Origin of the sequence: Streptomyces sp. NPDC015127, assembly GCF_043080095.1 — a bacterium.
Taxonomy (GTDB): Bacteria; Actinomycetota; Actinomycetes; order Streptomycetales; family Streptomycetaceae; genus Streptomyces.
The window spans coordinates 1-17974 of record NZ_JBIBVE010000027.1 but is presented as its reverse complement, the minus strand read 5'-3'; the positions used below and the strand labels follow the sequence as shown (position 1 = coordinate 17974).

Here is a 17974-nt window from a genome sequence, read left to right as displayed (position 1 = left end):
CGGCCCACCGGGCCGCGGGCGAGGCGGCGTCCGGGGGCGCGGGCCGAGGGTCCGGACGGGTCCTTAGACTTCCCGCATGAGCAACGAGTGGGCCGTCCAGATCCGGGGCCTGGTCAAACGGTACGGATCGAAGACCGCGGTGGACGGCCTGGACCTCGACGTCGCCACCGGATCGGTGACCGCGGTGCTCGGCCCCAACGGGGCCGGCAAGACCACCACGATCGAGACCTGCGAGGGCTACCGCCGTGCCGACGCCGGCACGGTGCGCGTCCTCGGTCTCGACCCCGTCGCCGACGCGGCGCGGCTGCGTCCCCGCGTCGGCGTGATGCTCCAGGCGGGCGGCGTCTACTCGGGCGCCCGCGCCGACGAGATGCTCCGGCACATGGCGAAGCTGCACGCCCATCCGCTGGACGTGGACGCCCTGATCGAACGGCTCGGACTCGGCAGCTGCGGCCGGACGACCTACCGCAGGCTCTCCGGCGGCCAGCAGCAGCGGCTCGCGCTCGCCATGGCCGTCGTCGGCCGGCCCGAGCTCGTCTTCCTCGACGAACCGACCGCCGGACTGGACCCCCAGGCACGCCGCGCCACCTGGGAGCTCGTGCGCGAACTGCGCGCCGACGGCGTCACCACCGTGCTGACCACGCACTTCATGGACGAGGCGGAAGAGCTCGCGGACGACGTCGCCATCGTGGACGCGGGCCGGGTGATCGCCCGCGGCACCACGGAGGAGCTCTGCCGCGGCGGCGCAGAGAACACCCTGCGCTTCACCGGCCGCCCCGGCCTCGACCTCGGCTCTCTCCTCAAGGCGCTCCCGGACGGCACGGCCGCCGCCGAGCTGACCCCGGGCGCGTACCGGATCAGCGGCCAGGTCGGCCCCCAGCTGCTGGCGACGGTCACGACCTGGTGTGCCCAGCACGGCGTGATGCCGGAACGCATCTCGGTCGAGCGCCACACCCTCGAAGACGTCTTCCTCACGCTGACGGGCAAGGAGCTGCGCGGATGAGCGCCGGTACGTATACGCCGAGGCCGGGCGCGGCGCCGCTCGGGCGCATGATCACGGCGCAGGCCGCCTTCGAGACGAAGATGCTGCTGCGCAACGGCGAGCAGCTGCTGCTCACCGTGATCATCCCGTCGCTGCTGCTCGTCCTGTTCTCCACGGTCGACGTCGTCGACACGGGCGACGGCAAGGCCGTCGACTTCCTCGCCCCCGGCATCCTCGCGCTCGCCGTGATGTCCACCGCCTTCACCGGGCAGGCCATCGCGACCGGCTTCGAGCGGCGTTACGGGGTGCTGAAGCGGCTCGGCGCCTCGCCCATCCCGCGCTGGGCGCTGATGTGCGCCAAGACGCTCTCGGTCCTGGTCACCGAGGTCCTCCAGATCGTGCTGCTGACCGTGATCGCCTTCGCGCTCGGCTGGTCCCCGCAGGGCAACCCGTTCTCCGTGTTCCTGCTGCTCGTCCTCGGTACCGCGGCCTTCTCCGGGCTCGGGCTGCTGATGGCCGGGACGCTCAGGGCGGAGGCGACCCTGGCCGCCGCGAACCTCGTCTTCCTGCTGCTCCTGGTGGGCGGCGGGGTCGTCGTCCCGCTGGACAAGTTCCCGGGCGCTGTCGCGTCCGTCCTCGGACTGCTGCCGATCTCGGCGCTGTCGGACGGGCTGCGTGACGTTCTCCAGCACGGCGCGGGCATGCCGTGGGGCGATCTAGGAATCCTTTCCGTATGGGCACTGCTCGGACTGGGGGCGGCCGCCCGGCTCTTCCGCTGGGAGTGAGGCGCGCGCCAGGATGCTCCCGTCGGACCCGCACGACTGGAGGTCTGGATGGAGCGGACTGCCGCACTGCGACTGGACGCCGCGTGGGCGAAGGTCAGGGCCGGCCGGCCCGGTGCCTCACCCCACAGGCGCGAGCGCATGCTGACCGATCTCATCGCCGCGCTCGCCCCGCACGCGGCGGAGGATCTCTCCCTCACCGCCAGACTGAGCCTGCGGTACGGCGATCTGGCGCGCCACCACTTCGACACCGGCAGCCGCGCGGACGCGCTGGCCGCCGTCGACCAGGCCGTACGGCACTGCGCCGAGCCCGCGCGCCACGACGAGGAGCACGCCCGCTGGTACGCCAGGGCCCTGATCAGCCAGGCCGTCTATCTCGCGGAACCGCTCAGCGACGAGATGGGCCTGCCGCGCTACGCCTTCCGTCCGCACGGGGAGCAGCCGTCGGCCGAGGACCGGCTCGCGGGTCTCGCCGCCGTGGAGGCCACGCACCGGGCCATCGCCGTGTGGGAGGGCCTCGACGGCGGCGACCCGCGCAACCGGGAGGGGCTCGCCCAGGCCTACGCCTTCCTCGGTGACCGGCTGGAGGAGCTCGGCCGCCCGGTCGACGCGGCGGAGTGGGCCGTCCGGGCCGAGCGGGCCTTCCACGCGGTATGGACGCCGGATCCGGTCGAGCGCGCGCATGCGGCCGTGCTGGGCCACCTCGGGGACCAGCTGGAGCGCAGGCTGCGGCGCTGCCCCTTCGAGGGCGGCCTCACGCAGTTGCACAAGCGGGAGCTGCTGCCCGAGCGGCTCGTGCCGCTCGCCGTCGTGGGCGCGCGGATCGAGGGCGTCGCCAAGGAGACGATCGCGGAGGGGCTGGCGCTGGACCGGTCCGAGGTGCGGCGGATCCTGCGGGCGCGCTCGTGGCGGGCGGTGTGGCGGTTCGACGTGCGCGGGGACGACGGGGCGTGGGTGTCGATGGCGTACCCGTGGCGTGGCACGGACGCGATGACGGACCGTACGGCGGCCGAGGTCGCCGCCGATCTGACGGACGCGTTCCTGCACTCGCCGGACCGGCCGCCGGACGGGGTGCCGTGGCGGTTCGCCCTGTGGTGGGAGGAGGAGGACCACCTGGACGGGGCCCGCTTCCGGATGACGTTCCCGCCCTCGGCCGACCCCTCGTGAAACCGTGCACAAGCCCCGGCCTACGATAGGGCCCGTGCAGACCCCCCTCGCCTATATCGCCCAGCGCTGGACACCGTCGCCCAAAATCCTGCGACGTGCGGCGCTCTCCGCCGTCCTGATGACCGTGGTCATCGTCGTCACGGGCGGTGCCGTCCGGCTGACCGGCTCCGGTCTCGGCTGCGACACCTGGCCCAAGTGCACGGACGACAGCCTGTTCGCCACGCCCGAGCAGGGCATCCACGGCGCCATCGAGTTCGGCAACCGGATGCTGACGTACGTGCTGTCGGCAGCGGTGGGTTGGGCGATCATCGCGGTGCGGTCCGTCAAGCCGCGGCGCCGGGGGCTGACCCGGCTCGCGTGGCTGCAGTTCTGGATCGTCCTCGGCAATGCCGTCATCGGCGGCCTCACCGTCTGGGCCGGGCTGAACCCGTGGTCGGTCGCCGGGCACTTCCTGCTCGCCAACGCGCTCCTGACGGTCGCGACCGTCACCTGGGTGCGCACCGGCGAGGGCGACGCCGCCCCGCGGCCCCGCGTGCCGCGTCCGGTCCGCAAGCTGTCGTGGGCGATCGTCGTGGTCTCGGCGGTGCTGATCGCGCTGGGCACGTCGGTGACGGGCTCCGGCAAGCACGCCGGCGACAGCAGCGACGTGCCGCGTATGCCGTGGGACTGGGCGGCCGCCGCCCACGTCCACGCGATCGCGGCGTGGGTCGTGTGCGCGCTGGCCGTGGCGATGTGGCTGGTGCTGCGGGTGGTGGACGCCCCGGACGACATCCGGACCCGTGCTCGCGACCTGCTGCTGGTGGTGCTCGCGCAGGGTCTGATCGGTTACGTCCAGTACTTCACCCAGGTCCCCGAGGTCCTGGTGGGCGTGCACATGCTGGGCTCGTCGCTGATGTGGATCGCGGTGGTGCGGCTCGCGCTGAGCCTGCGGGAGCGGGAGACCTCGGACGCGCCGGTGCAGGCCCGGCCGGACGGCGCCCTGTCCACCGTGTGACGCGCGCGCCCCCCGAGGGGCGTCACGCCGCGGTGAGCCCGTAGACCCGCCGCGCGTTGCCGGCCGCCAGCATCCCGGCCACGCGTTCCGCGTCGGACCGGGCCCATGCGCCCTCGCCCACCCAGCCTCCGAGCACCCGGCTCATCGCGTCGCGGAAGGTCCGGGCACCGACCACGTGCAGTTCCGGCAGGCCCCGCGCCCCGCTGGAGAACAGCAGTTTCCCGAACGGGGCCAGTTCGAGGATCTCGGCCAGCACGGCCGCCGCCCGCGCTCCGGTACGGGTCAGGGCGGGGCCCAGATCGGCGTACACGTGCGGGTACTCGCTCGCCAGGCGGGCGGCGCTGCGGTGGTGCGGGTAGCCGTGCAGCAGCACCAGATCGGTGCCGAGACCGGCCGTCGCGGCCGCGAACCCGGCGAGCCGCACCGGATCCCCGACGCCCAGGTGCATCTGCAGCGGCAGGCCCGACGCGACGGCGACCCACAGCAGATGGCGCAGCAGCACCGGGTCGGTCAGCCGGTCGCCCGCCTGACGGGCGGCGATCCAGCGGCCCGCGGCCCCGCGCACCTCCCCCGGCCCCGGCGGCTCCGGCTCGCGCGCCGCGCCGCCCGCCGCGGCGGCGACGGTGGTGAAGGCGACGGCCGAGCCGGCCGCCCCGTGCACCGCCTCGGCGAGGTTCGCGAGGAAGGACTCGACCGTGCCCGAAGTGTCCGCGACCTGCTCGGCGAGCAGTTCGAGGCGGACGATCTCGCGGGCGTCGGCCGCGCCCGCCGCGGCGACCTCCCCGGGCCCGGCGAGATCCCCGGGAGGCCCGGTGTCGACCAGGTAGGTGTCGATGCCGGTGCCCCTCAGCAGCCGTCTGCCCGCCTCGATCACTCCCAGCTCGCGTCGACGGGCCAGGTAGTGGGCGGGCGGACAGTGGGGTTCCAGGCCGAGCAGCGGCGGGCACCAGCGCCGTACGGCGAAACCTGTCTGGGTGTCGAAGAACGTGGTGCCGGCGGCCGGCGTCCCGGCGCCTGGGCCGAGGTGTGCCTCGAAGGTGCCGAGGCCCAGTTCCGTACGGAGCACCCCGTGGCAGTACTGGTCGACCAGACGCACCGAGGACGCGGCGTCGATCATCGGGAGCTCCCTGTCTAGGACCGTGCTTCCACAGTCCTAACGGGTGAGCCCCGTGCGAGGTGTTGCTCAGCCGTTGGACGGGCCGCCGACCTGGATGCCTGCCATGCGGGTCCACTCGTACGGGCCGGTGCGGACCTTCGCGGCGAAGTCGCCGTCGAAGGACTCGTGGAGCGTGATGCCGGCCTTCTCGGCGGCGTTCACCGCGACGGCGTGGCTCGGTGCGACGAGGTCGCCCCAGCCGCCGTCCTCGCCCACGAGCACGATGCGGGTGCCCATCTGCCCGATGTAGGCGAGCTGGCCCTCGGCGCCGCCGTGCGCCTGGGAGAACGACCGGATCTGCTTGGCGAGCTTCGCCGCCTTGCGCTCGGCCTTCGCGGCCTGCTTGGCGTCCTGCGGGCTCGTCTCAACCTGGGTGTCTGCCATGGTCAGGATGCTACCGGCGAGTAGAACGCTTGGCGACGGCTGGGCGGCGTGGTCTGGCCCACGCCGCGTTAGCGGTTGTCCGGCGGATCTCGGCCGGGGCCACGACGCTCCCCCAGCGCTTCCCTGGGGGTACCCCCGGGCAACGACACCTCGCGGCGTTACCGAAATGCCCGAATAGCCCCGCTATCAGGGCACTCCGGCGCCTTGCGATGCGTCCCCTCGGCCCTGGGGGCCTGGGGAGACCCCACCCCCTCGGCCGCTGCGGGCCTGGGGAGACCCCACCCCCTCGGCCGCTGCGGGCCTGGGGAGACCCCACCCCCTCGGCCGCTGCGGGCCTGGGGAGACCCCATGCACCAGACGCCGCGACCTGTCCGGCCCTGATCCACCGGACACCCCCTAGCGCAGGAAGGGGTCCACCGCCACGGCCACGAACAGCAGCGACACGTAGGTGATCGACCAGTGGAACAGCCGCATCTCCTTGAGCTTGCCGCCCGTCGCCCCGCTCTTCGCGCGGCTCTGCAGCGCGTGCGCCTCCCACAGCCACCAGCCGCCGGTCGCCAGCGCCACGGCCGTGTAGAACCAGCCGGTGTAGCCGAGCGGAGTCAGCAGCAGCGAGACGGCGACCATCACCCAGCTGTAGACGACGATCTGCCGGGCCACGACTTTGTTGCCGGCGACGACCGGAAGCATCGGCACGCCGACGCGGGCGTAGTCCTCCTTCACCTTCATCGACAGCGGCCAGTAGTGCGGCGGCGTCCAGAAGAAGATGACGAGGAAGAGGATGACGGCGGCCCACGACAGCGAGTCGGTCACGGACGACCAGCCGATCAGCACGGGCATGCAGCCGGCGATGCCGCCCCAGACGATGTTCTGCGCGGTGCGGCGCTTGAGGAGCATCGTGTAGACGACGACGTAGAACAGCAGCGCGCCGAGCGACAGGGCGGCGGACAGCCAGTTGACGAGCAGCCCGAACCAGAGCGTGGAGATCACGGCGAGGGCGAGGCCGAAGACCAGCCCCTCGCGCGGCGACACCATGCCGGTGACGAGCGGACGCTGGGACGTGCGGTCCATCAGGGCGTCGATGTCGCGGTCAATGTACATGTTGAGCGCGTTGGCGCCACCGGCGGAGAGGTAGCCGCCGAGACAGGTCGCGAGCACCAGCCACAGGTCGGGCACACCCTGCTCGGCCAGGAACATCACCGGCACGGTGGTGATCAGCAGCAGCTCGATGATCCGCGGCTTGGTCAGCGCCACGAATGCCTTGACGCGGGCCCCGAACGGCCGATGGCCCCCCGGGCCGGTAGCCAAGACGACCCCTGCGGGTCGGGACTCGACGGCCGTCACGCACACCCCTGACAGAGAAAAATCCCAGCAAGCTCCTGGGTGTTCTCCCGTGCCCGAAGGGCGGTGGGTGAGTGAGGACCCGTGAAGACTTGCGCGTACCACGCCACTCTAGACGTTGCCCATATGCCGATCTTCGCCGGGGTGCGCTCGTGTTGAGCCCCGCCCCGACGCCGCGCGTATACACGCCCGACAGGCGGACGGCACCCCGGGCCCGCACTCTGACAATGTCCGACCCATCTCGTGAGACGCGCACTCGAAAAGGTGGGCATTGCTGCGAGGGTAGGCTCGACAGCGCCCGGTGCACCCCTCGTCACCGGGATTCGAACATGTGGAGAGGAGCCCTGACCCAGGGTGAGCACCAAGCCGACCACCACAGACCTCGAGTGGACCGCAGTGGACCAGCGGGCAGTCGACACCGTCCGCGTCCTGGCCATGGATTCCGTACAGAAGGTCGGCAACGGCCATCCGGGTACGGCCATGAGCCTGGCGCCGGCCGCGTACACCCTCTTCCAGAAGGTGATGCGGCACGACCCGGCGGATGCCGACTGGACCGGGCGCGACCGCTTCGTGCTGTCCGCGGGCCACTCGTCCCTGACCCTCTACATCCAGCTGTACCTGGCCGGCTTCGGCCTGGAGCTGGACGATCTCAAGGCGTTCAGGACCTGGGGCAGCAAGACCCCGGGCCACCCGGAGTACGGGCACACCACCGGCGTCGAGACGACGACCGGTCCGCTCGGCCAGGGCGTCGCCAACGCCGTGGGCATGGCGATGGCCGCCCGCTACGAGCGCGGTCTGTTCGACCCCGAGGCCGCCCCGGGCACCTCGCCGTTCGACCACTTCGTGTACGCGATCGCCGGAGACGGCTGCCTCCAGGAGGGCATCTCCGCGGAGGCGTCCTCGCTCGCCGGGCACCAGAGGCTCGGCAACCTGATCCTGCTGTGGGACGACAACCACATCTCGATCGAGGGCGACACCGAGACCGCGATCTCCGAAGACACCATGAAGCGGTACGAGGCCTACGGCTGGCACGTGCAGCGCGTGGAGCCGAAGGAGAACGGCGACCTGGACCCGGCCGCACTGTTCGCCGCGATCGAGGCCGCCAAGGCCGTCACGGACCGCCCGTCCTTCATCGCGATGCGCTCGATCATCGCCTGGCCCGCCCCGAACGCGCAGAACACCGAGGCCGCGCACGGCTCGGCGCTGGGCGAGGACGAGATCGCGGCCACCAAGCGCGTCATGGGCTTCGACCCGGAGCAGCACTTCGAGGTCTCCGACGAGGTCATCGCGCACACCCGCAAGGCGCTGGACCGCGGCCGTGAGGCGCGCGGCGAGTGGGAGAAGGCGTTCGCCGCATGGCGCACGGCCAACCCGCAGCGCGCCGCGGAGTTCGACCGCATCCGGGCCGGCGAGCTGCCCGCGGGCTGGGAGGACAAGCTCCCCGAGTTCGAGACGGGCAAGGGTGTGGCCACCCGCGCCGCCTCCGGCAAGATCCTCCAGGCGCTGGGCGCGGTCGTGCCCGAGCTGTGGGGCGGCTCGGCCGACCTGGCCGGGTCGAACAACACGACGATCGACAAGACGTCGTCGTTCCTGCCCGCGGACAACCCGCTGCCGGAGGCCGACCCGTACGGCCGCACCGTGCACTTCGGCATCCGCGAGCACGCCATGGCCGCCGTCATGAACGGCATCGCCCTGCACGGCAACACCCGCATCTACGGCGGCACCTTCCTGGTGTTCTCCGACTACATGCGCAACGCCGTGCGCCTGTCCGCGCTGATGCACCTGCCGGTCACCTACGTGTGGACGCACGACTCCATCGGCCTCGGCGAGGACGGCCCGACCCACCAGCCGGTCGAGCACCTGGCCTCGCTGCGCGCCATCCCGGGCCTGAACATCGTGCGCCCGGCGGACGCCAACGAGACCGCCGTCGCCTGGCAGGAGATCCTCAAGCGGTACACCAAGGAGTTCGGCAAGGGCGCCCCGCACGGCCTCGCGCTGACCCGTCAGGGCGTGCCGACGTACGAGCGCAACGAGGACGCGGCCAAGGGCGGCTACGTCCTCTTCGACGCCGAAGGGCCCTCCGGGCAGAACACAGAGCCGCAGGTCGTGCTGATCGGTACCGGCTCCGAGGTGCAGCTGGCCGTCGAGGCCCGTGAGCAGCTCCAGGCCGCCGGTGTGCCGACGCGGGTCGTGTCGATGCCGTCCGTCGAGTGGTTCGAGGAGCAGGACCAGGGGTACCGGGACGCGGTGCTTCCCCCGTCGGTGAAGGCGCGTGTCGCGGTCGAGGCCGGTATCGGCCTGACCTGGCACCGCTACGTCGGCGACGCAGGACGCATCGTCTCGCTGGAGCACTTCGGTGCGTCGGCCGACGGCAAGGTCCTCTTCCGCGAGTTCGGTTTCACCGCCGACGCGGTCGCCGCCGCCGCGCGGGAATCGATCGAAGCCGCCGCGCGCTGACGCCGGTATACGACAAGTAGGAGATGCAACTCTCATGACGGACGCACTCAAGCGCCTCTCCGACGAAGGCGTGGCGATCTGGCTGGACGACCTGTCCCGCACCCGGATCACCTCGGGCAACCTCGCCGAGCTGATCGACCAGCAGCACGTCGTCGGTGTGACCACCAACCCGTCGATCTTCCAGAAGGCGATCTCGGAGGGTCACGGCTACGACCAGCAGCTGGAGGACCTCGCCGCCCGCAAGGTGACGGTCGAGGAAGCCATCCGCATGATCACGACGGCGGACGTGCGTGACGCCGCGGACATTCTGCGCCCGGTCTTCGACGCGACCGGCGGCCAGGACGGCCGGGTCTCCATCGAGGTCGACCCCCGCCTGGCGCACAACACCAAGGCGACGGTGGCCGAGGCCAAGCAGCTGGCCTGGCTGGTGGACCGCCCGAACACGCTCATCAAGATCCCGGCCACCAAGGCGGGTCTGCCGGCGATCACCGAGGTCATCGGCCTCGGCATCAGCGTGAACGTGACGCTGATCTTCTCGCTGGAGCGTTACCGCGAGGTCATGGACGCCTACGTGGCCGGTCTGGAGAAGGCCAAGGAGCGCGGCCTGGACCTGTCCAAGATCCACTCGGTGGCGTCGTTCTTCGTGTCCCGCGTGGACACCGAGATCGACAAGCGCCTGGACGCCCTGGGCACCCCCGAGGCCAAGGAGGCCCGCGGCAAGGCCGCGCTGGCCAATGCCCGCCTCGCCTACCAGGCGTTCGAGGAGGTGTTCAGCAGCGACCGCTGGGCCGCGCTCGACAAGGCGCAGGCCAACAGGCAGCGTCCGCTGTGGGCCTCGACGGGTGTCAAGGACAAGGCGTACAAGGACACGCTGTACGTCGACGAGCTGGTTGCCCCGGGCACGGTCAACACCATGCCGGAGGCCACCCTCGACGCCACGGCCGACCACGGCGAGATCACCGGCGACAAGGTCCGTGGCACCTACGAGCAGGCCCGCGCCGAGCTCGACGCGGTCGAGAAGCTGGGCATCAGCTACGACGACGTCGTCCAGCTCCTCGAGGACGAGGGCGTCGACAAGTTCGAGGCGTCCTGGAACGACCTGCTGAAGTCGACCGAGGCCGAGCTCAAGCGCCTCGCACCCTCGGAGGGCTGACCTACCTTGTCCGGTATTGGCGGAGCCAACCCGCTCCGTGATGCTGCAGACCGACGGCTCCCGCGTATCGCGGGGCCGTCGGGCCTGGTCATCTTCGGCGTCACCGGGGACCTGTCCCGCAAGAAGCTGATGCCCGCCGTCTACGACCTCGCCAACCGGGGGCTGTTGCCGCCGGGCTTCTCGCTCATCGGCTTCGCCCGCCGCGAGTGGCACGACGAGGACTTCGCGCAGGAGGTCCACGACGCGGTCAAGGAGCACGCGCGCACTCCCTTCCGCGAGGAGGTCTGGCAGCAGCTGAGCCAGGGCATGCGCTTCGTGCAGGGCACCTTCGACGACGACGACTCCTTCGAGCAGCTGAAGTCGACCATCGAGGACCTGGACAAGGCGCAGGGCACGGGAGGCAACTTCGCCTTCTACCTGTCCGTGCCGCCGAAGTTCTTCCCCAAGGTCGTGCGGCAGCTGAAGAAGCACGGCCTCGCGGACCAGAAGGAGGGCACCTGGCGCCGCGCGGTCATCGAGAAGCCGTTCGGCCACGACCTGGCCTCCGCCGAGGAGCTCAACCAGGTCGTCCACGAGGTCTTCCCGCCCAACGAGGTCTTCCGGATCGACCACTACCTGGGCAAGGAGACCGTCCAGAACATCCTGGCCCTGCGGTTCGCGAACACGCTGTTCGAGCCGATATGGAACCGGTCCTACGTGGACCACGTGCAGATCACGATGGCCGAGGACATCGGCATCGGCGGCCGCGCGGGCTACTACGACGGCATCGGCGCCGCCCGTGACGTCATCCAGAACCACCTCCTCCAACTGCTCGCGCTGACCGCGATGGAGGAGCCCGCCTCCTTCGACGCGGACGCGCTCGCGGCCGAGAAGACGAAGGTGCTGGGCGCCGTGAAGCTGCCCAGGGACCTGGCGAAGAGCACCGTCCGCGCGCAGTACACGGCGGGCTGGCAGGGCGGCGCGAAGGCCGTCGGCTACCTCCAGGAGGAGGGCATCGACCCGGCGTCGAAGACCGACACGTACGCCGCGATCAAGCTGGAGATCGACAACCGCCGCTGGGCGGGCGTCCCCTTCTACCTGCGCACCGGCAAGCGGCTCGGCCGCCGTGTCACCGAGATCGCGGTCGTCTTCCAGCGCGCCCCGCACTCCCCGTTCGACTCCACGGCGACGGAGGAACTGGGCCAGAACGCCCTGGTCATCCGCGTCCAGCCGGACGAGGGCGTGACCATGCGCTTCGGCTCGAAGGTGCCCGGCACCTCCATGGAGGTCCGGGACGTCTCGATGGACTTCGCGTACGGCGAGTCGTTCACCGAGTCCAGCCCCGAGGCGTACGAGCGGCTGATCCTCGACGTCCTGCTCGGCGACGCCAACCTCTTCCCGCGCGTGGAAGAGGTCGAACTGTCCTGGAAGATCCTCGACCCGATCGAGCGGTTCTGGGACACGAACGGCAAGCCCGCGCAGTACCCGGCGGGCACCTGGGGCCCCGAGGAAGCGGACGAGATGCTCGCACGAGACGGACGGAGCTGGCGCCGGCCATGAAGATCGACCTCACGGACACCACGGCCAGCAAGATCAACAAGGCGCTGGTGCAGGGTCGTCGCGCGATCGGCACCCCGGCCGTCGGCATGGTGCTCACCCTCGTCATCGTCACCGACGAGGAGAACGCCTACGACGCGCTCAAGGCCGCCAACGAGGCCTCGCGCGAGCACCCCTCGCGCACCCTCGTCGTCATCAAGCGTGTCTCGCGCTCCCCACGCGACCGCGCCAAGGCACGCCTCGACGCCGAGGTCCGCGTCGGCGCCGACGCGGGCACCGGCGAGACGGTGATCCTCCGGCTCTACGGAGAGGTCACCGATCACGCCCAGTCGGTGGTCCTCCCCCTCCTGCTGCCCGACGCCCCCGTCGTCGTGTGGTGGCCGGTGAACGCACCGACCGACCCGGCGTCCGACCCGCTGGGCGCGCTCGGGCAGCGCCGCGTGACCGACACGTACGCGGCCGAGCACCCGGTGCACGAACTCACCGCCCGCGCCGAGGCGTACAGCCCCGGCGACACCGACCTGTCCTGGACCCGGATCACGCCGTGGCGCTCGATGCTCGCGGCCGCTCTGGACCAGGTCACCTGCAAGGTCACCTCCGTCGAGGTGGAGGGCGAGGAGTTCAACCCGAGCTGCGAACTGCTGGCCATGTGGCTCGCGGACCGGCTGGACGTCCCCGTCAGGCGGTCGCCGTCGGCGGGTCCCGGGCTCACCTCGGTCCGGATGGAGTCCACGTGCGGGCCGATCGTGCTGGACCGGCCGGACGGGTCGCTCGCGACCCTGTCCATCCAGGGCCAGCCGGACCGAGCGGTGGCGCTCAAGCGGCGTGAGACGGCCGAGCTGATCGCGGAGGAACTGCGCCGCCTCGACCCGGACGACACGTACGCGGCGGCGCTGCGGTACGGGGTGCACCGGTTGAGCGACCCGGACTCGGCGGTCTCGTCGGACTCGGCGGCCGAGACCGGGCCCGCCGCCCCGGCGGAGAAGAAGGCCCCTGCGAAGAAGGCCGCTCCGGCGAAGAAGGCGGCGTCGAAGTGAGCGCGGCGCAGCTGGTCGTGCACCGCGACAAGGAGCTGATGGCACAGGCCGCGGCGGCCCGGCTGATCACGAAGATCGTGGACGCCCAGGCCGCCCGCGGTTCGGCGTCGGTGGTCCTGACGGGCGGGCGCAACGGCAACGGCCTGCTGGCGGCGCTGAGTTCGTCCCCCGCGCGGGACGCGATCGACTGGTCGCGGCTCGACCTGTGGTGGGGCGACGAGCGCTTCCTGCCGGACGGCGACCCCGAGCGCAATGTCACGCAGGCCCGTGCGGCCCTGCTGGACCAGGTGCCGGTCGACCCGGCGCGGGTGCACGTCATGCCCGCGTCGGACGGGCCGTACGGCTCGGACGTGGACGCCGCGGCCGCGGCCTACGCGGCCGAACTGGCGGCGGCGGCCGGGCCGGAGCACTACCAGTCAGCCGCAGCCGCCGCGGGCGGCCCGGTGCCGACGTTCGATGTGCTGCTGCTCGGGGTGGGCCCCGACACGCATGTGGCGTCGCTGTTCCCGGAACTGCCGGCGGTCCGCGAGACGGAGCGCACGGTCGTCGGCGTCCACGGAGCCCCGAAGCCGCCGCCGACGCGTGTCTCGCTCACGCTCCCCGCGATCCGCGCGGCACGCGAGGTGTGGCTGCTCGCGGCGGGCGAGGACAAGGCGAAGGCGGTCCAGATCGCGCTCTCGGGCGCTGGCGAGATCCAGGCCCCGGCGGCGGGAGCGTACGGCAGGGCCCGCACGCTGTGGCTCCTGGACGCGGGCGCGGCATCCCAACTGCCGCGCGCGCTGTACCCGCCGGCCTCGGCGTAGCGGAGCAGGCCACGGACCCTTTACCGCCCTCCGGGCGGTGTCCTCAAGCGCCGGACGGGCTGTCTTCAGCCCGTCGCCGCTTGAGGCGCGGGGGCCCTTCCAGCCGCGCCGGCGATTGAGGCGCCGGGTCCGGGGCAGAGCCCTTCAAGCGCGCCGCGCTCCCGACCCCGCGAACACCGAGCCCGCCAGGGACCGCGCGGGCCACCACGCCCCGCAAGCGCGCCGCGCTCCCGAGACGTCAGCCGCCCCCGTGCCGCAGGAACGGCGACAACACCCCCGGCACCGCCTCCGACGCGAAGGTCAGCCCCTCCCCCTCCCCCACGTCCCGGACGTCGTACGCCCCCGCGCCCGCCGCCGTCGTCGCGGACAGCGTGATCAGGCCCGCGCGGCGCTGGAAGACGGACTGCCGGACCGTCCAGCCGATCACCCCCACCCTCTGCAGCGCCACCGTGCTGCGCCGTACCGTGCCCGAGCGGGTCAGCAGGTACGCCCCCGTGATGCCGTGGCCCAGGCTCCGGTACGCGTCGAGGCCGAGCAGCAGCGCCACCGGCACCGCCACCGCCGTCCAGCCCGCCGCGGTCCACAGCAGCACCGGCGTGAGCCACCACCCCAGCAGGGCCAGGACGAGGGCCGGGAGCAGCGACGCGCTCAGGGCCCAGCGCAGCCGCCGCCCGCGGGCGGCCCGCGGATGCGGGGTCAGTTGGGACGCGGCGGTCGGGGCGACGGCCTCGCGCAGCACGCGCGCCGCCACCTCGTCGGCCAGCACCCGCGGCACCGCAGGCAACAGGGTCCTGCGGTCGGCGCGTTCGTCCTCGCCGTCCTTGACGAGCCCGGTGGCCACCGCGTCGAGGCGGGCCGCGCCGACCAGCCGCACGCCCAGCGGCTCGACGAGGTCGATCCCGCGCAGGCGCCGTTCCTCGATCGATGTCGAGCGGGCGGTGAACAGGCCCCGCCGCACCCGCAGGGTCCCGCCCGGTTCGCGCTCCAGGCGGTAGTTCCACCACATCTCGATCCAGAGGCCGAGCGCGCCGACGACGCCCGTGGCCACCGCCGCAACGGCGAGCACGACGATCATCCAGACGATCGGGGTGTCGCGGAAGCGTCCCCATATCCAGTCGATGACCTCGGCCCTGACGCCGAACCACTCGCTGACCTGCATCACGGTGCCTGCCGCCGCTCCACCCAGCAGCGGGGCGACGAAGGAGACCGGCGCGTACCGGATCCAGCCGGGGTCCAGCGCGGCGAGGACGCCGTCGGTCGCAGGGTCCGCCGTCCCGGGCGCGGTACGGGCCAGCAGCTGCGTACGCAGCCGCTCGGCCTCCGCCTTGGAGACGGCGTCGAGTTCCAGCGTGGACTCGCCGCCTCCGGTCTGCTCGCCCGTGCCGATCCGTACCTGGACGAGGCCGAGGACCCGCAGGAGGACGTTGGCGGTCAGGTCGACGCTGCGGATGCGCTCGCGGGCCAGGGAGCGCCGTTTGACGAGCAGCAGCCCGGTGCGGAGCTCGGCGCGTTCGGGTCCGATCCGGTAGCGGGTGCGGCGCCAGCGGACGTAGTCGGCGCCGGTGGCAGCGGTGACGAGGAGGACGGCGCCGGCCAGCACCCAGCCGGCGGCCTGCCACAGCGGCATGCCGCCGAGCAGGCCGAACAGGGCGGGCAGTCCGGCACCTCCGGCGACGCCCGTCATCACCACGGCGTTGACGAGGACCGTACGCCCGTCCAGCCGGCGCCACTCGCCGTCCGGTCCGCCGGGCTCGCTCATGTCGCGTCCCCGGTCGTCGCCTGGGTGATGCGGGTCAGCCGCTCGGCGAGCTCCGCGGCAAGCTCGTGGTCGAGCCCCTCGATCCTGATCGCCCCCTTGGAGGAGGCGGTCGTGACGGTCACCGTGGCGAGCCGGAACGCCTGCTCCAGCGGCCCGCGGACCGTGTCCACGGTCTGGATGCGGGACATGGGGGCGATCCGCCACTCCTGCCACAGGGCGCCCGTGCGCACGTACACCGCCTCGTCGGTGACCTCCCAGCGGTGCACGCGGTACCACCAGGCGGGGAGGAACGCGGTGGCGGTGAGGCCGAGGACGGCCACCGCGGCGGCCGGGCCCCACAGCCAGGCCCGTGCGGGCTCGACGAGCACGCCCAGCACGGCCAGGACGGCCACGGGGACGGCCGTCGTCAGCAGGCACTGCGTACGCCACCAGCCGACGACGCGTTCGTCCAGCCGGTTCTGCGGCGGCCGCAGCCGCACCGCGTTCTCCCCCCGCATCGGCTCAGCGGCCGCGCAGCGCGCGGTACTTCGCGGCGAGGGTGGCGGTGGAGCTGTCGAGCTGCTCGCCGCCCCTGCCCTCGGTCAGGACCGGCTCGATCTTCTTGGCGAGGACCTTGCCGAGCTCGACGCCCCACTGGTCGAAGGAGTCGATGTTCCAGACGGCGCCCTGGACGAAGACCTTGTGCTCGTACAGCGCGATGAGCTGGCCCAGCACGGACGGAGTCAGCTCGTCCGCGAGGATCGTGGTGGTGGGGTGGTTGCCGCGGAAGGTCTTGTGCGGCACCAGCTCCTCCGCGACGCCCTCCGCCCGCACCTCCTCGGGCGTCTTGCCGAAGGCCAGGGCCTGGGTCTGCGCGAAGAAGTTGGCCATGAGCAGGTCGTGCTGGGCGACCAGACGGGGCGCCAGGTCGTCGACGGGCTTGGCGAAGCCGATGAAGTCCGCCGGGATGACCTTGGTGCCCTGGTGGATCAACTGGTAGTAGGCGTGCTGCCCGTTGGTGCCGGGCGTGCCCCAGACCACGGGGCCGGTCTGCCACTCGACGGGGTTGCCGTCGCGGTCCACGGACTTGCCGTTGGACTCCATGTCCAGCTGCTGCAGGTACGCGGTGAACTTGGACAGGTAGTGCGAGTACGGCAGGACAGCGTGCGACTGGGCGTCGAAGAACGCCCCGTACCAGACGCCCAACAGGCCGAGCAGCAGCGGCGCGTTGGCCTCCGCGGGCGCGGTGCGGAAGTGCTCGTCGACGAGGCGGAAGCCGTCCAGCATCTCCCGGAAGCGGTCCGGGCCGATGGCGATCATCAGCGAGAGGCCGATGGCGGAGTCGTACGAGTACCGGCCGCCGACCCAGTCCCAGAACTCGAACATGTTCGCCGTGTCGACGCCGAAGTCGGCGACCTTCTCGGCATTGGTCGACAAAGCGACGAAGTGCCTGGCGACGGCCTCCTGGCCGACGCCCAGCTCGGTGAGCAGCCAGTCGCGCGCGGAGGTGGCGTTGGTGATGGTCTCGATCGTGGTGAAGGTCTTGGACGCGATGACGAACAGCGTCTCGGCCGGGTCGAGGTCGCGCACGGCCTCGTGCAGGTCGGCCCCGTCGACGTTCGAGACGAAACGGAACGTCAGATCGCGTGCGGTGTAGGAGCGGAGTACCTCGTACGCCATCGCGGGCCCGAGGTCGGAGCCGCCGATGCCGATGTTGACCACGTTCCTGATGCGCTTGCCGGTGTGACCGGTCCACTCGCCGGAACGGACCTTGTCGGAGAAGGCGGCCATCTTGTCGAGCACGGCGTGCACGGCGGGGACGACGTTCTCGCCGTCGACCTCGACAACGGCGTCGCGCGGGGCGCGCAGCGCGGTGTGCAGGACCGCGCGGTCCTCGGTGGTGTTGATCTTCTCGCCGCGGAACATGGCGTCGCGCAGCCCGAACACGCCGGTGGCCTCGGCCAGCTCACGCAGCAGCGCCAGCGTCTCGTCGGTGACGAGGTGCTTGGAATAGTCGAGGTACAGGTCTCCGACCTGGAGGGTGTACCCGCTGCCGCGCCCGGCGTCGGCGGCGAACAGCTCCCGCAGGTGGGTGTCGCCCAGCTGCTCGCGGTGCTTTCCGAGAGCGACCCATGGCGACATCTGGTGGAGCCTCGTAGGACGTTCTGCGTTCATCTCGGACATCAGCCCACTTCTTCTCGTACCTGCCTGCGTGCCCCGCTGCGTCTCCAACCTAATTGATCAGGCGGGTGGATGACGCGTCAGCGGGCCAGGCGACGGCGAGAAGCGGCCGGGCCGGTCCGTGAACGACGAAGTCCGGCCGGCACCTCTCGGTGCCGGCCGGACAGGCCCTAGTGACCTGAGTCGGAGATCCGTCGTTGGTTGGGTATGAGTCGTCCGGGTCCGAAGATTCCGCCGTTGTCGTTGACTCACGCCCAGCGGGC

General features: G+C 71.9%; 15 protein-coding genes. 9 read left to right on the top strand and 6 right to left on the bottom strand.

From position 1 onward, the window contains the following. Positions 1-76: 76 nt before the first annotated feature. The 4 genes from ACF08N_RS34055 to ACF08N_RS34040 are packed head-to-tail and all read left to right on the top strand — an operon-like array spanning position 77 to position 3925. Positions 77-1003 carry an ABC transporter ATP-binding protein gene (locus ACF08N_RS34055; RefSeq protein ID WP_392328596.1) on the top strand — a complete coding sequence of 309 codons (927 nt, stop codon included), beginning with the start codon at positions 77-79 and terminating at the stop codon, positions 1001-1003. After that, positions 1000-1767: an ABC transporter permease gene (locus tag ACF08N_RS34050; RefSeq protein ID WP_392328595.1), complete on the top strand. Its 768-nt coding sequence runs from the start codon at positions 1000-1002 to the stop codon at positions 1765-1767. The genes ACF08N_RS34055 and ACF08N_RS34050 overlap by 4 nt, the downstream gene beginning before the upstream one ends. Before the next feature lie 48 nt (positions 1768-1815). Next, the gene (locus ACF08N_RS34045) at positions 1816-2931 is read left to right on the top strand and encodes a hypothetical protein (protein WP_392328594.1); all 1116 of its coding nucleotides are present in this window, start codon (positions 1816-1818) and stop codon (positions 2929-2931) included. Positions 2932-2935: 4 nt separating this feature from the next. Next, on the top strand, positions 2936-3925 hold the full coding sequence (locus tag ACF08N_RS34040) for a heme A synthase (protein WP_392328593.1): 990 nt from the start codon (positions 2936-2938) through the stop codon (positions 3923-3925). Positions 3926-3947: 22 nt separating this feature from the next. On the opposite strand, the gene ACF08N_RS34035 is transcribed toward ACF08N_RS34040, so the two are convergent. The 3 genes from ACF08N_RS34035 to ACF08N_RS34025 form a co-directional block, all read right to left on the bottom strand. Next, positions 3948-5042 carry an amidohydrolase family protein gene (locus ACF08N_RS34035; RefSeq protein WP_392328592.1) on the bottom strand — a complete coding sequence of 365 codons (1095 nt, stop codon included), beginning with the start codon at positions 5040-5042 and terminating at the stop codon, positions 3948-3950. A 66-nt stretch (positions 5043-5108) separates the two neighbouring features. Further along, positions 5109-5465, bottom strand: a complete 357-nt coding sequence (locus ACF08N_RS34030; RefSeq protein WP_392328591.1) for a hypothetical protein — start codon at positions 5463-5465, stop codon at positions 5109-5111. A gap of 396 nt (positions 5466-5861) precedes the next feature. Next, positions 5862-6815: a heme o synthase gene (locus ACF08N_RS34025; RefSeq protein WP_392328590.1), complete on the bottom strand. Its 954-nt coding sequence runs from the start codon at positions 6813-6815 to the stop codon at positions 5862-5864. 345 nt (positions 6816-7160) lie between these two features. Here ACF08N_RS34025 and tkt point away from each other — a divergent pair, with 345 nt between their 5' ends. The 5 genes from tkt to pgl are packed head-to-tail and all read left to right on the top strand — an operon-like array spanning position 7161 to position 13792. After that, positions 7161-9263 carry a transketolase gene (gene tkt / locus ACF08N_RS34020; protein ID WP_392328589.1) on the top strand — a complete coding sequence of 701 codons (2103 nt, stop codon included), beginning with the start codon at positions 7161-7163 and terminating at the stop codon, positions 9261-9263. Between the two features lie 34 nt (positions 9264-9297). Further along, positions 9298-10416, top strand: a complete 1119-nt coding sequence (gene tal / locus ACF08N_RS34015; RefSeq protein WP_392328588.1) for a transaldolase — start codon at positions 9298-9300, stop codon at positions 10414-10416. 15 nt (positions 10417-10431) lie between these two features. After that, positions 10432-11955, top strand: a complete 1524-nt coding sequence (gene zwf, locus ACF08N_RS34010; RefSeq protein WP_392328636.1) for a glucose-6-phosphate dehydrogenase — start codon at positions 10432-10434, stop codon at positions 11953-11955. Further along, a complete protein-coding gene (opcA, locus tag ACF08N_RS34005) occupies positions 11952-12989 on the top strand; it encodes a glucose-6-phosphate dehydrogenase assembly protein OpcA (protein ID WP_392328587.1) in 1038 nt (345 codons plus the stop codon). The genes zwf and opcA overlap by 4 nt, the downstream gene beginning before the upstream one ends. After that, positions 12986-13792: a 6-phosphogluconolactonase gene (gene pgl, locus ACF08N_RS34000; RefSeq protein WP_392328586.1), complete on the top strand. Its 807-nt coding sequence runs from the start codon at positions 12986-12988 to the stop codon at positions 13790-13792. Before opcA ends, pgl begins: the two co-directional genes overlap by 4 nt. 238 nt (positions 13793-14030) lie before the next feature. On the opposite strand, the gene ACF08N_RS33995 is transcribed toward pgl, so the two are convergent. From ACF08N_RS33995 to pgi, 3 genes are read right to left on the bottom strand one after another with little or no spacing between them, the layout of a single operon-like run. Then, positions 14031-15551 carry a PH domain-containing protein gene (locus ACF08N_RS33995; RefSeq protein ID WP_392328585.1) on the bottom strand — a complete coding sequence of 507 codons (1521 nt, stop codon included), beginning with the start codon at positions 15549-15551 and terminating at the stop codon, positions 14031-14033. Continuing rightward, positions 15548-16048 (bottom strand): PH domain-containing protein, encoded by a 501-nt coding sequence (locus ACF08N_RS33990; RefSeq protein ID WP_392328584.1) that lies wholly within the window; start codon positions 16046-16048, stop codon positions 15548-15550. Before ACF08N_RS33990 ends, ACF08N_RS33995 begins: the two co-directional genes overlap by 4 nt. A 4-nt stretch (positions 16049-16052) precedes the next feature. After that, positions 16053-17714, bottom strand: coding sequence for a glucose-6-phosphate isomerase (pgi, locus tag ACF08N_RS33985; RefSeq protein ID WP_392328583.1), 1662 nt, complete (start codon positions 17712-17714; stop codon positions 16053-16055). Positions 17715-17974 lie beyond the last annotated feature (260 nt).